At 64.9% G+C, this 12771-nt stretch carries 13 protein-coding genes; 3 read left to right on the top strand and 10 right to left on the bottom strand.

From position 1 onward, the window contains the following. Positions 1-6 precede the first annotated feature (6 nt). The 10 genes from IVA87_RS09925 to IVA87_RS09880 form a co-directional block, all read right to left on the bottom strand. Positions 7-1584, bottom strand: a complete 1578-nt coding sequence (locus IVA87_RS09925; RefSeq protein ID WP_247301241.1) for a Do family serine endopeptidase — start codon at positions 1582-1584, stop codon at positions 7-9. Between the two features lie 284 nt (positions 1585-1868). Continuing rightward, positions 1869-2351, bottom strand: a complete 483-nt coding sequence (locus IVA87_RS09920) for a cytochrome c-type biogenesis protein (RefSeq protein ID WP_247301242.1) — start codon at positions 2349-2351, stop codon at positions 1869-1871. A 4-nt stretch (positions 2352-2355) separates the two neighbouring features. Continuing rightward, the gene (locus IVA87_RS09915) at positions 2356-4338 is read right to left on the bottom strand and encodes a heme lyase CcmF/NrfE family subunit (protein ID WP_247333460.1); all 1983 of its coding nucleotides are present in this window, start codon (positions 4336-4338) and stop codon (positions 2356-2358) included. Next, a complete protein-coding gene (ccmE, locus tag IVA87_RS09910) occupies positions 4335-4874 on the bottom strand; it encodes a cytochrome c maturation protein CcmE (RefSeq protein WP_247301244.1) in 540 nt (179 codons plus the stop codon). The genes IVA87_RS09915 and ccmE overlap by 4 nt, the downstream gene beginning before the upstream one ends. Before the next feature lie 37 nt (positions 4875-4911). Continuing rightward, on the bottom strand, positions 4912-6018 hold the full coding sequence (gene ccmI, locus IVA87_RS09905) for a c-type cytochrome biogenesis protein CcmI (protein WP_247333459.1): 1107 nt from the start codon (positions 6016-6018) through the stop codon (positions 4912-4914). A gap of 131 nt (positions 6019-6149) precedes the next feature. Continuing rightward, entirely contained in the window at positions 6150-6419 is a 270-nt protein-coding gene (locus tag IVA87_RS09900; protein ID WP_247275889.1) for a hypothetical protein, read from the bottom strand. Positions 6420-6518: 99 nt separating this feature from the next. Next, a complete protein-coding gene (locus IVA87_RS09895; RefSeq protein WP_247301246.1) occupies positions 6519-7919 on the bottom strand; it encodes a hypothetical protein in 1401 nt (466 codons plus the stop codon). A 159-nt stretch (positions 7920-8078) separates the two neighbouring features. Next, positions 8079-9455, bottom strand: a complete 1377-nt coding sequence (locus IVA87_RS09890; protein ID WP_247301247.1) for a sensor histidine kinase — start codon at positions 9453-9455, stop codon at positions 8079-8081. Positions 9456-9539: 84 nt separating this feature from the next. Next, a complete protein-coding gene (locus tag IVA87_RS09885; protein WP_128934932.1) occupies positions 9540-10211 on the bottom strand; it encodes a response regulator transcription factor in 672 nt (223 codons plus the stop codon). Positions 10212-10454: 243 nt separating this feature from the next. Next, entirely contained in the window at positions 10455-10610 is a 156-nt protein-coding gene (locus IVA87_RS09880; protein WP_247275860.1) for a hypothetical protein, read from the bottom strand. 231 nt (positions 10611-10841) lie between these two features. Between IVA87_RS09880 and IVA87_RS09875 the strand changes: the two genes are divergently transcribed. From IVA87_RS09875 to IVA87_RS09865, 3 genes are all read left to right on the top strand, one after another. Then, positions 10842-11825 carry a Ku protein gene (locus IVA87_RS09875; RefSeq protein ID WP_247301248.1) on the top strand — a complete coding sequence of 328 codons (984 nt, stop codon included), beginning with the start codon at positions 10842-10844 and terminating at the stop codon, positions 11823-11825. A 57-nt stretch (positions 11826-11882) separates the two neighbouring features. Further along, positions 11883-12119, top strand: a complete 237-nt coding sequence (locus IVA87_RS09870; protein WP_247275862.1) for a hypothetical protein — start codon at positions 11883-11885, stop codon at positions 12117-12119. Positions 12120-12577: 458 nt separating this feature from the next. Further along, positions 12578-12742: a Flp family type IVb pilin gene (locus tag IVA87_RS09865; RefSeq protein WP_247275863.1), complete on the top strand. Its 165-nt coding sequence runs from the start codon at positions 12578-12580 to the stop codon at positions 12740-12742. Positions 12743-12771: the final 29 nt, after the last annotated feature.

Raw genomic sequence — 12771 nt, 5'->3', positions numbered from 1 at the left:
GAGGCCTCAGCCCTTGGCGATGGGCACGGCGACGAAGCGCGACTGGCCGCCGCTCTTCACGCGCATCAGGACGCTGTTCTTGTTGTCGGTCCGCGCCGTGTTGATGGCATCGCGGACTTCGGCGGCGGTGCTGACGCTCTTGCCGCCGACTTCGAGAATCACGTCGCCTTCCTTAAAGCCGCGTTCGGCCGCGGCGCTCTTCGGATCGACTTCGGTGACCACGACGCCTTCCTTGCCGGCGCCGGCCACGGAATTGGCGGGCGCAACGGTCATGCCGAGCTTGGGCACGTCGGTGCCGCGGCTCGCACCCTTGCCACTGTCATTGTCGGTGTCGGCCTTGGCCTCGACCGTGTTCGGCAGCTGGCCGAGGGTGAGGTTGACGACCTTATCCTGGCCCTTGTGCAGCACGTTGAGCTTCACCGAGGCGCCGGGCGCCATACCGCCGATGGTGCGGGCAAGCTCACGAGCGTCCTTGACGGGCTCGCCGTTGACCGCGGTGATCACGTCGCCGGACTCGATGCCGGCCTTCGCCGCCGGACCGTTCGCCTGCGGCTCCGCGACCAGCGCGCCTTCGGCCTTCTTCATGCCGAGGCTGTCGGCGATGTCAGACGTCACCGGCTGGATCTGTACGCCGATCCAGCCGCGGCTGACCGAGCCCTTGTCCTTGAGCTGGGCCACCACGCTCTTCACGGTGTTGGCGGGTATCGAGAACGCGATGCCGACGCTACCGCCGGAGGGCGAGTAGATCGCGGTGTTGACGCCCATCACCTCCCCCTCGGTGTTGAAGGCCGGACCGCCGGAATTGCCCTTGTTCACGGGCGCGTCGATCTGGATGAAATCATCATAGGGACCGTTGCCGATGTCGCGGCCGCTGGCCGAGACGATGCCGGCGGTCACGGTGCCGCCGAGGCCGAAGGGATTGCCGACCGCGAGCACCCAGTCGCCGATCCGCGGCTTGCCGTCGGCGAGCTTGGCGAACGGGAAATTCGAGCTGCCCTCGACCTTGATCAAGGCGAGGTCGGTGCGCTGGTCGGTGCCGATGACCTTGGCGGTATAGGTCTTGCCGTCGTCGGTGGTGACCTCGACCTTGTCGGCGCCGTCGACCACGTGATTGTTGGTCACGGCATAGCCATCGGGCGAGATGAAGAAGCCGGAGCCCTGGCCCTGAACGACGCGGCCACGACCGCCCTTCAGGCCCGGGAAACCATCCGGACCACCGAAGCGGCGGAAGAAGCGCTCCATGGGCGAGCCCGGCTGGAACGGCGAGGAGGAATCATCGCCGTCATCGTTGCTCGCGGTCTTCTCCTTCATGTTCACTTTCACCGAGATCACCGACGGCTTCACGCGCTCGACGATGTCGGCAAAGCCGATCGGACGCTCGACCTTCCGAACCTCTTGGTTGACCTGCGCATGCGCCGGGCTGGAGAACAGGTCGCCCGGCGAGGTCGACGGGCTGAAGCCATAGACGGATGCGCCGAGGCCGGCGACGACCGAGGCCATCAGCGCGATCTTGCGCGCGGAGAATACCGACCGGCGCGGCTGCCGGTAGGACGGGAGGTGGGAGAGGTCGGAACGGTCGGTCATGCAGAAATCTCCAGGGCCTTGAATTCTTTTAGGTGCCGGATGCCAGCACCTTGCGGACCTGAAGATGGGGGCTCCCGCCTTACCGCGCGCTGGCGGCGGGGTTAAACTTTCGTAATGAAGGGCAGCGGCGATGCGGCAGTTTAACGCAGGCTAAAAGTTCTGGTCCTACAGGAACTTAGTCGAGTTCCGGTGAAACGTATCGGAACAGCTTTTGGTGACCTGGATTGCTCCGCAGCGGCACCACTCGAGGCCGTTGGGCTTTCTGGGCCGCGCCCCGTTTTCAGCTACTGCGACTTCGCATCGTCCGACATCAAGCCGGCGAGCCGCGCCTCTTCCTCGGGCGTGAGCGGCGGTGCTGGCAGATCTGCACCGCTCCGCGCGCGGCGCCGGATTTGCAGCCATAGCGCCAGGCCGCCGCCAACCAACAGAAGCGGCGCGAGCAGCCATAGCAGCAGGGTCTGGCGTTCGAAGCGCGGCTTCAGCAGCACGAACTCGCCATAGCGCGCGACCAAGAAGTCGAGCACCTGCGAATTGCTGTCGCCGGCGGCAATCCGCTCGCGCACCAGCAGCCGCAAATCGCGCGCCAGCGGCGCGTCGGAATCGTCGATCGACTGGTTCTGGCAGACCATGCAGCGCAGCTCGCGCGACAGTTCGCGCGCACGCGCCTCCTTGACGGGATCCGACATGATCTCGTCGGGCTGCACGGCGTGTGCCGCAGGCGAGGCCAGCAGCATCAGCGCGACGATCACGAACCTTATCCGGCGCATCGGATTACTCCGCGGGCTGGAGCCGCTGCTTGGCCCGCGCCGGCTTGGGCGCGCCGACCCGCAAGCGGCGATCGGACAGCGACAGCACGCCGCCAAACGCCATCAGCACCGGTCCCCACCAGATCAGCAGCACCATCGGCTTGTAATAGATGCGCACGGCAATGGCACCCTCGGCGGTGGCATCGCCGAGCGAGACGTAGAGCTGGCTCGCGCCGCGCGTCAGCAGGGCCGCTTCGGTGGTGGACGAGCCGCGCGTGGTGAAGCTGCGCTTGGACGGCGTCATCATGCTCAGCGTCTCGCCGTCGCGGCTGACATTGAACTCGGCGATCATCTCCCGGTAGTTCGGGCCCTGACGCTGAAACAACCCCTCGAGCTTCACGTCGTAGCCGGCGACATGGGCGACGTCGCTCTGCTTCATCGTCGCGATATATTCGCTGTTCCAGGTGGTCTCGCAGACGATCCCGATCAGCGCGACGCCGAGGCCGGCATGCGCCAGCGTGGTTCCCCAGGCCGAGCGCGGCAGGCCACGCGCCCGGTTCAGCACTGTGGCGAACGGCAGGCGAACCAGGCCCGTCCGCTCGACGATGTCGGTGACAGCGCCGGCGATGACGAAAACACCAAGCCCGATCGCCAGCGGCGCCAGCGCGCTGCCGCCGCGCGCCCAGGCCCAGGCGACGGCGATGGCGACAAGGCTGGCAACGCCCGCCGCGAGCAGGCGCTGCGTCACGCCGAGCAGATCGCCGCGCTTCCACGCAAGCATCGGCCCGAACGGCACGGCGAACAGCAACAGGGCAAACAGCGGCGCGAAAGTGAGGTTGTAGAAGGGCGCGCCGACCGACATCTTGAAGTCGGCCAGCATCTCCATCGCCAACGGATAGAGCGTGCCGAACAGCACGACCGCACAGGCGACGGTAAGCAGCAGGTTGTTCAGCACCAGCGCGCCCTCGCGCGAGATCGGCGCGAACAGGCCGCCCTGCTTGAACGAGGTGGCACGGCCCGCGAACAGCGCCAGGCTGCCGCCGATGAACAGGCAGAGGATCAGCAGGATGAACACGCCGCGGGTCGGGTCGGTCGCGAAAGCATGCACCGAGGTGATGACGCCGGAGCGGACCAGGAAGGTGCCGAGCAGCGACAGCGAGAAGGTCAGGATCGACAACAGGATGGTCCAGACCTTCAGCGCGTTGCGCTTCTCCATGACCAGCGCCGAATGCAGCAGCGCGGTGCCGGCGAGCCACGGCATCAGCGAGGCGTTCTCGACCGGATCCCAGAACCACCAGCCGCCCCAGCCGAGCTCGTAATAGGCCCAGTACGAGCCCATGGCGATGCCGAGCGTGAGGAAGATCCAGGCCACCAGCGTCCACGGCCGCACCCAGCGCGCCCAAGCCGCGTCGATCCGCCCCTCCATCAGCGCCGCGATGGCGAAGGAGAACGAGATCGAGAAGCCGACATAGCCGAGATAGAGCATCGGCGGATGCACGGCGAGACCGATGTCCTGGAGCACCGGATTGAGATCGCGTCCCTCGAGCGGCGGGCTCGTGATGCGCAGGAAGGGGTTCGATGTCATCAGGATGAAGAGATAGAAGGCGCTGGCGATCCAGGCCTGGACGCTCAGCACGTGCGCGCGCAGCGACAGCGGCAGATTGTTGCCGAAAGCCGCAACCAGCCCGCCGAACAAAGCGAGGATCGACACCCATAGCAGCATCGAGCCTTCATGATTTCCCCACACGCCGGTGATCTTGTAGAGCAGCGGCTTCATCGAGTGGGAATTCTCGTAGACATTGGCGACGGAGAAATCCGAGTTCACGTGCAGCATCACGAGCGCCATGAACGATGCCCCGACGAACAGCAGTTGCGCCAGCGCGGTGGACCGCGCCACGTTCATCAGCGCGGTGTCGTGCAGGCGTGCACCGATCAACGGCACGACGGACTGGATCAGTGCAAGCCCGAGCGCCAGCACCAGCGCGTAATGTCCGGATTCTGCGATCACCGCATGGCTCCCTGCGGGTTACCCTGCGCCGTCGTGGCCGCAGGCTTGCTGCCGCCCGAAGCCTTGCCATCAGAAGCCTTGGCTTCAGAAGCCTTTGCGTCGTAATCGTCCTTCCAGTGGCCCTGCTTCTTCAGGGCATCGGCAACGTCCTTGGGCATGTAGGTTTCGTCGTGCTTGGCGAGCACGGTGTCGGCCTTGAACACGCCGTTGCCGTCGAGTGCGCCTTCGGCAACGACGCCCTGCCCTTCACGGAACAGGTCCGGCAGGATGCCCTTGTAGGCGACCGGCAGCTTGGCGTTGCCGTCGGCGACCTCGAAGGTCACCGCGAGATTGTCGCCGCGCTGGAGCGAGCCGGGCTGCACCAGCCCGCCGAGACGAAACCGCTTGCCGGGTTCGACGTGCTTCTCGGCCACCATGGTCGGAGTCGAGAAGAACACGATGGAGTCGCGCAATGCGTTGAGCACCAGCGCGGCGGCGAGCGCAAGCACGGCGAGCGAGCCGCCGATGATGGTCATACGTCGCTGCTTGCGCGTCATGGCGTATCCGTTCTCCGCTCGTCTGGTCCCGAAATCGTCATCCGTCGAGCCCGAGAGTCCTGAGCCCTTCGTTGAGCTGGCGCAGCCGCTCGGCATCGCCGGCAACCGCCTGGCGGGCATCGGCCGATGCCCCCACCGCCTTGCCGCGGTCGCCCATCACGAGATAGGCGCGCACCAGGCGCAGCCACCCCTCGACGTCGCCGCCGTTCTGCTTGAGGCGGGTGGCGAGGCGTTCGACCATGCCGCGCACCATCGCGTTGCGATCGTCCTCGGCCATATCCTTGGAGGCTGCGATCGTCTCGTCCGACAGCGCTGGCATCGTGCCGCCGCCGACCCGCGCCAGCGAGGACTGCACCAGAGATCGCCACGGCGCATCCGCCGGCGCCTTCGCCAGCAGCGCGCGCCAGATATTGGCCGCATCATCCTTGCGGCCGTCCTGCTCGGCGGCGAGCCCCAGGAAGTAGTTCGCCTTGGCATCATCGGCATCGAGCGCGTGCGCACGCTCGAATTCCGCTTTGGCCTCGGCGGTCACGACCCCGCCGGCGGCCGCCGAGAGCGCCTCGCCGAGATCGGACCGGCGCTCGGCGCTCTCGCCATTGTAGGTGAGCGAGTTGCGATAGGCGCGCACGGCATCATCGAAGCGGCCGAGCCGCTCCAGCACCGGCGCGAGCACGTTCCAGCCGCGACCGTCAGTCGGATTTTTTTCCAGATGTTGCTCGACCTGCACGACGAGATTCTCGACCGATTGCGCCATCCCGGATCCGGATCCACGCTCGCGCTGCGCCAAGGGAAAGTCCTGAAGCCTGGGCGAGCCCAGCGGCATATAGACGCCGACCGCAACCAGCGGCAGGCCGGCCAACGCCAGCACCGCGGCCGCGCGGCGCCATTTGAGGCTCGATTTCGGCGCCATGGCAGGTTCGCTGGCAGCGGCGAGCAGCCTGCGGCTGATCTCGACGCGGGCCGCCTCGGCTTCAGGAGCGGCGATCAGTCCGGTGCCGAGATCACGCTCGATTTCGGCCAGTTGGTCCTTGTAGACGGCAATCTCGCTGCCTTGATTTTGCGCGGCTCCGCTGCGGCCGAGCGGCAGAAGCACGGCGAAAATCGCCGCGACTGTCATCAGCGCGAACACGAACCATAGCGTCATCTGGCAGGCTTCCGGCGGCGCGCGATCCGCGCCCATAGGTGGCTTTACACCACGGCCGGAGGAGGCGGCAATTGACAATTGTCAATTCGGCGCGACCGCGCCTGGTCCCGAAACGGAGAAACTCCAACAGCTTAGCCGATGTCGAAGTCCGCACTCTGCGCGGCATCCTCGCCGTGCCCGTTGAAGGCCTTCAGGAAATATGTTCCCGGCCTGACAGCATCCGGCAATCGGATGCGCAGCGCCCCGACTGGAACCGGAGACGCGACCCTGGTGAGCGTTTCAGACAATTGCCGGCCGCTTGCCTTCTCGACCAGCACCACCTTCGCGCCGACCATCAGTCTCTGATATTTGGCAACAACGACGCGGTTCTCGATTTCGATGGAGCTGATAACCGGTTTCATGCGCCCACAAATAGAAATTCCCCAGACTTGCTGGCGACCGTAGGGCGCGATATCGGTACCGTCAACCAGAAATTGTGACAACGAAAATATGCGCTCGGATCAGCTTGCGCGCGACGATTTGCGCTCGCCCGTCGCCGCATTCTCGGCCGCGCGACTCATCAGCGAGGCGTAGTCGTCGCCGAACAGCACCTGACAGAAGCGGATCGCGGCCTGCACCTGCTGCTGCCGATAGGTGCGGACCTTGTGATCGGCGGCGCGCAGCGACTGCACCAGTTGCTCGGTCGAGCGTTCGACATATTGCTGGAGGTCGGAATAGGTGCGCAGCGTCACCTCGTTGATCGCAAGCTCACTCGCATAGTTGCGGCAGGTCGCGACGAAATCGATCAGCGCCACGGTTTCCTCGACCTCGGTGCTGTCGATTCGCGCCCCTGGCGGAATGTCCTTCTCGGCGCGTTGGCGCAGGATGCGACGAACGCGGCCGGGAACGCTGTCGATCTCGGATTGCAGCGCATTGGAGATGTCGGCCCGGATCGAGACCAACTGCTTGCCCCAGGCGGAATCGTTCCGCAGATCGAGCTCGGTGCGCAGGCCGCGCACGCCGTCATGCAGCGCCTTGAGATTGTCGGCGACATTGTCGAAATGGCCGCGCTTGATGTCCATGCGCAGGACCGCGGCCACACAGGACAGATCGTGCAGGGCGATCGTGACGGCGACACCATAGGGCGTTGCCGCGACGCGGATCTCGTCGTCCGAGGCGGCAATCTTGATGGCGAGGCGGATGATCTGCCACGGCGCGGTCATCCGCTGCACCACCATGGACAGCGCGAAGGGCAGCATCTGCGGGGTCTGGAGGACTGGAATGTTGAGCGCCGACGTCACCGAGGCGATCTGGGAATCACCGAAGACGCGCAAGAAGCGCGGCAACTTCTCGTTCAGGGCGGCGATGGCTTCGCGAACCTGGAGCACCGCACCGATTGAATAGAGGTCCTCGATCACGTTGGGCGGGCCGACACGGGCCAGCGCGCGCGACTTGTCGCCGCCGCCTGGCCCCGTCAGCTCGAGGATGGCGTTCGCCGCCACCGCCTGGAGCCTCGAGGCCAGCGCCTCGACCTGGCCTGCACTGTCTAGCGGTATGCGTGCCAGCGCCGCCTCGAATTCCTTGACTTTGTCCGGGGCGCCGTCACGGCCGAGCCATTGCCAGATTGGATGCAGCGAGGAGCGGCGGATTTGTCCGACCCGGACCGGGGCGCCCGCCTCGACCAGGAACGGTTCCAGCACTTGGAAGAGAAGCCGCGACAGATCGTCCGTGCGCGGCGGCGGGGCTTCGTCGGCTTCGGTCTTGCGGACGATCTTGCGCAACTGCTCGAGCACGAGGGTCGCGACAGCCGTGTCCTGGCCGCGCTCCAGCGCGCGCTCGAACTCTCGCATCAGCAGTGCCTGCGACTGCGGCGGGAGCTGCGCGAGATATTCCCTCAGCCGCTCGATCGATGTCTGGCTCATGCGCCCGGGTCATGCACGGTAAATGGCGGACATGGGATGCGTCCGGGCGCGATCTTAGGAGCTCCCCACTTAAGAAGCCGTTTAGGAAGTCGCCTCGAATGCCACCGGCTTTTGCCGAGAAGCATCGGCCACGGCGAAAAATCAAGTGAGAACAAGAGATTACAATCCCGGGAGGACCAGCTCGGCTCGCAACCCCCCGATCGGCGCGCCGCCGAGGGAGAGGCTGCCGCCATAGAGCGCGGCGAGGTCGGTCACGATCGACAGTCCCAGCCCCGAGCCCGGCTTGGACTCGTCGAGCCGCTGGCCACGCCGGGAGACCTGGGTGCGCTCGGCCTCCGACAGGCCGCGGCCGTCATCGTCGACGATGATCCGCAGACGTGGGCCGGAGCCGGCCAGTTGCGGCGTCTCGACCGCAACCTCGATGAAGACGCGTGAGGCTGCCCATTTGCAGGCATTGTCGACCAGATTGCCGACCATCTCATCCAGATCCTGGCGCTCGCCCCGGAACCTCGCAGACGGATCGGCCTTGGCCTCGACCACGATGCCGCGGTCGCGATGGATCTTCTCCATCGTCCGCCGCAGCGCCTCGATCGCGGGCGCCACCTCCGTCACCGTCGCGACCACCGAGACCCGTGCCGCAATGCGCGCGCGCTCCAGATGATGGGCAACCTGGTCGCGCATCACGTCGGCCTGCTCCATCACCTTGGCCGCGAACGGATCGGCCGCGTGGGCGCCGGCCTCGTTGAGAATGACGGAGAGCGGCGTCTTGATCGCATGGGCGAGATTGCCGACATGGGTGCGCGCCCGTTCGACGATTTCGCGATTGGCATCGATTAGCCCATTGGTCTCGCGCGCCAGAGGCGCGATCTCGACGGGAAATTCACCCTCGAGTCGCTCCGCCCGACCCGAGCGGATGTCGGCGATGGATTCCGAGATGCGCTTGAGCGGCGCCAGACCGAAGCGGACCTGGAACACGGTCGTCAGCAGCAGCACGATGCCGAGCGCCGTAAACGTGCCGCCGAGGTAATAGTCGAAGCTCCGCGTCTCGTCGAAAATCTCGGTGGCGTCGCCGGCCACGCTGACGAGAAATTTGCCGTCGGCGCCCAGATCGACCGGCCGCTCCACCATACGCAGGTTCTGCCCTTCCGGCCCGTCGACATAGGCGAGCCGGATGCCGGCGGCGGTGAGCTCGGCCCCCTGCTCTTCCAATTTCGGCAGTTTCTTGTCCCAGAGCGAGCGCGAGGAGCGCACTTCCGGCTTCTCGGTGTCGGTCCGCGTGATCTGCCAGTACCAGCCGGACAGCGGCAGGTCGAACAAGGGCTCGCCCAGCGACTGGAACTGGCGGTCGGGCGGCTCGTCGGGGGTGGCGACCTCGGCGATCAGCGTGCGGAGATAGAGATTGAGACGGCGGTCGAAGGAGCGCTCGGTGGCGTTCTTGTAGACCGAGGACAGCACGACGCCGGTAATGGCCAGGATCACCACGAGCCACGCGGTCGCCGAGAGGAACAGGCGGTTCGCAAGTGAGCTAGCGGGCATCGGAACGATCCCGGGAGGCGCAGGATGGCAAAGCGTCGGTCATGACCGGACCAAGGCCCCTGGCGGGCCGCCCGTCAAGCCGCTTCAAGCGCCGGGACTGGGCGGGGTCAGGAGATAGCCGAGCCCGCGAACGGTCTGGATGATGTCGACGTCGAGCTTCTTGCGGATGCGGCCGACGAAGACCTCGATTGTGTTGGAGTCGCGGTCAAAATCCTGGTCGTAGAGATGCTCGACCAGCTCGGTGCGGGAGACGACACGCCCGGAATGGTGCATCAGATAGGCCAGAAGCCGATATTCGTGCGAGGTCATCTTCACGGGATTGCCTGACACGCTGACCCGGCCTGTCCTGGTGTCGAGCGTAACGGGACCGCAGCTGAGCTCGCTCTGGGCGTGGCCGGTCGAGCGGCGCAGCAGCGCGCGGATGCGTGCCAGCACCTCCTCCAAATGGAACGGCTTTGCGACATAGTCGTCGGCGCCGGCGTCGAACCCCTGCACCTTATCGCTCCAGCGGTCGCGCGCAGTGAGGATCAGGACCGGCATGGTGCGGCCGTTGCGGCGCCAGGCCTCCAGCACCGAGATGCCGTCCTTCTTCGGCAGGCCGATGTCGAGCACCACGGCGTCATAAGGCTCGTTGTCGCCGAGATAATGCCCCTCCTCCCCGTCGAAAGCGCGGTCGACGACGTAACCGGCGTCGGTCAGCGCCTTGGTAAGCTGGCGATTGAGATCGGGGTCGTCCTCAACAACGAGCAGGCGCACGCTTCTCTCCAAAGATTAGCTGCAAGAACAGGCTGCATGACCACGGCCAGAGATGAGCAATTCCGGCGTGAACCCAATATGAACGCGGGGAACCGGCCAGGTTACTTTTTGGTCATATACGACCTCTGACGCGCCGACGCGACTGCGCCCGCCAGGCAACCGGGCGAGCCGGCAGCATGGCGGGCGCAAAGTGTTGCGTCACGCGGCGAATATGAAGATCCGTGGCGTTCGGATCCAGCCGGGTCAGGTCCGGAAGAACACGAACCAGACGACGGCGAGGATCAGGACGGCAAGGCCCGTCGAGATGGCAAGCAGCGCCGCCACCGAAGGCCCGGGCTCGCCCTGGCGCGCCTCGGTCGGAGTTTCCACGATCTGATGCCGCTCTCGCGTGGTTGCCATAATGCCCTCAATCTCTGGACGTCGCTTCGATAGCCGCGACCTCCTCGCAGCCGATGTCCCGAGCCAACGCCTGATTGAATATGATGTTCCGGCCTTTACGCTTCGATCCGCAGGAGAGCAGGCCCAGCGGCCGGTTAACGCAGTTGCAAGATTCAGCAACCCGCCTTGCTATGATTCGTTGTGCCCTGATGGTATCCTAGTCGTCTGTCCCCGTTGCGTTTGGAGTAGCCCATGGCCCCCCGCGCCAATTGGAAGGGTTTTCTGCGTCTATCGCTCGTGACCTGTCCGGTCGCGCTCTATCCGGCCACTTCGGATACCGAGAAGGTCTCCTTCAACCAGATCAACCGCAAGACCGGCCACCGGATCAAGTACCTCAAGGTCGATGCCGAGACCGGTGACGAGGTGACGTCGGAGGACATCGTCAAGGGCTACAAGGTCGATACCGACACTTATATCGAGGTCACCAAAGACGAGCTCGACGAGATCGCGCTGGACTCCACGCACACGATCGAGATCGACGAGTTCGTGCCGAAGGCGGACATCGACAGCCGCTACCTGATCCGTCCCTATTACCTCGTGCCCGATGGCAAGGTGGGCCACGACGCCTATGCGGTGATCCGCGAAACGATCCGCAGCATGGATAAGGTCGCGATCGGCCGCGTGGTGCTGACCAACCGCGAGCACATTATCGCGCTGGAGCCGCTCGAGAGCGGGCTGATGGGCACGCTGCTGCGCTATCCCTACGAAGTGCGTAGTGAAAAGGAATATTTCGACGACATCCAGGACGTGAAGCTGACCAAGGACATGCTCGACCTTGCCAAGCACATCGTCGAGAAGAAGTCCGGCGCTTTCGAGCCCGAGCTGTTCGAAGATCACTACGAGACCGCGCTGATCGATCTCATCAACAAGAAACGCAGCGGCATGCCGATCACCGCCAAGGCGGCACCGAAGACCGGCGGCAACGTCATCAATCTGATGGACGCGCTGAAGAAGAGTCTCGCGAGCGAGCGGGAGACGGCTCCCGCGGCGGGGGTCGCCAAGGAGACCGTCAAGGGCAAGAAGCCGAAGAAGCGCGTCGAGGGCCAGCGCGAGATGCTGCTGCCAATCGCCGGCAAGAGCGGCAAGGACGCCGCGGCGAAAACCGCGCCCAAAGAGGCTTCGAAAAGGGCCGACAAGCCAGTACGTGCGCCAGCGCGAACGAAGAAGGCCGGTTAGCGACCTCACACTTACGATCTCGCGTGATGTCCCCCCTCGCCGGTCGGCCGGACTGACATGCCCTGGTCGACGGCGTTCGACGATCCGGTTCGTGTGAGCAACAAGCGCAACTTGCTCACGCTTCAGGAAGCGGCGGACTACATCATGCAGCTCCCGGACGATGCGCAGCACGAGGCGCACTGGCAGACTGCCATCGAAACCTTGATCAATGCGGCCGAGACCGGCGGCGGCTGGGTGATGTTTGCCCGCATCGCCATGTTGCGGGCGCTGAATGCGGACGGCCGGCGCGCATGAGAGCGATGGCCGCGACCTTCGGTTGGCATGCTTGCCGACCCCTTGACGAACAGGCTCAATAATCCGTTAAGCGAGACCCTCGTTTTCCAATATGCGGCGCTCTGCGCGTGAACCAGGGTATTCCTGCGCGAGACGAAGTTGAGCACTGGGCCGCGCACACGGCGCAGTCGCAGCCCGGCAAGATGGGCCTTCGTCGGCCGCCTCGCCGCCGTGCTGAAACGCCGCCTGCTGGCACAATGATGCCGTCCTAGCGCACGCTGCGGCTGCCACAGAGAGTGCACCGAATTGCGCGCATTTGGATGGGATGAGGGAACTTTAACTTAATGAATGGCAACGTATGAAGCAGTGGCGCGCTCGCCTGGGTTTAATTGTTTTGGCGCGAAGAAAATCTATTCGATCGATTGACGAGTTCGAAAACAACGCGGCCATACATTGGATCGGATGAAGAGGAGTTGGCAATGAGTTTGCTTAGGTCTTTCCTTGCCGATGAGACTGGCGCCACCGCCATCGAATACGGCCTGATCGCCGCCGGCATTGCATTGGCCATCGTCACCGTCGTGAACAACACGGGCAGCCAGCTCCTCAACAACAAGTTCAACTCGATCAGTTCGTCGATGAAGTAACGGCCGCCCTCGCCTGAGGCGGCGGACTT

Source organism: Bradyrhizobium sp. 147, from assembly GCF_023073935.1.
Taxonomy (GTDB): Bacteria; Pseudomonadota; Alphaproteobacteria; order Rhizobiales; family Xanthobacteraceae; genus Bradyrhizobium.
The sequence above is the reverse complement of the archived record's forward strand: the minus strand, read 5'-3'. Positions and strand labels throughout refer to the sequence as shown.